Genomic DNA, 939 nt, shown 5'->3' on the forward strand with positions numbered 1-939 from the left:
TCTGTACCACCTTGAATGTTGTCAGTGAAACCTCCACCGTTTCAATGCGTTTGCCGTCAATGGTTGCGGATAGGATAAGGGAGTCTGTCCTCTTGTGATAGCTTCCCACACAATGGTGCATCAGTTTTCCTTCAAGTTGCATTTCCGCCACACTCTCAATGACCTTTACAAGAATAAGGTTGTCGGTAAACACAAGTCCGAAGAACTTGCCTTTGGACTTCAGATAATTCTTTTCGTCCTTGACCAACTGCTCCCTGCGTTGCTCCGCTCTTTCCCTTTCAATCTGTTCTTCACGTTTTCTGACAAGTCGGTCATGTACCTTTTTCAAGTCTGTCGGACAAACATATTTTGGGCAGTGGGTGTCTTTCCCGAAATGTCGGAGCAGTCTTACAAGGTCACACCACATGGAGGCATCTGCAATATGATAGCCGTTTCGGATACAGATTTTTATGGAGTTCCAATATTCATGCAAATTGACATTTGAAATGACGGCATATCTGAACATTTCTGTCTGTCCCGCTTTAAGCAATGTTTCTTTTTTGCTGTCGGTCAGAATGGCGGTAAAAAATTCGTATGGGGTCAGTTCGTGGAATGCTCCCTTGAAGCCGTTCCGCCTTAATTCGGGAATAATGCGCATTGCCGGATAAGTCTTGTATGCGTCTATGTTGTATGCTTTCAGCATCTTGTTGCTGCGTAAATCCATATCGCTCCATTCAGTCCAAAGGTCATAGTACATCGTGTGCATGGCTCTCAGTCGGGCAATAACTTCGGTCTTTCCGTTTGGGGCAATCCACCATTGCACCACCTCCCTTATGGAATACTCTGCCTTCTGTCCCACCTTGTATGTTGCTCCTACCATAAAGTAGCGCAACACTTGATAGCCTTTTCGGGTCGTAATGATTTCATAATATGCGCTGTCCCTGAAAACTCTCTTTCGGG

At 45.3% G+C, this 939-nt stretch carries 1 protein-coding gene; it reads right to left on the minus strand.

Translation table 11 applies throughout. The features are described 5' to 3' along the window. Window positions 1–939 (minus strand): PcfJ domain-containing protein (locus tag I6E24_RS16420; RefSeq protein WP_235329779.1); only part of this gene is annotated, 939 nt, incomplete at both ends.

Source organism: Bacteroides caecigallinarum, assembly GCF_021530995.1.
GTDB lineage: Bacteria > Bacteroidota > Bacteroidia > Bacteroidales > Bacteroidaceae > Phocaeicola > Phocaeicola faecigallinarum.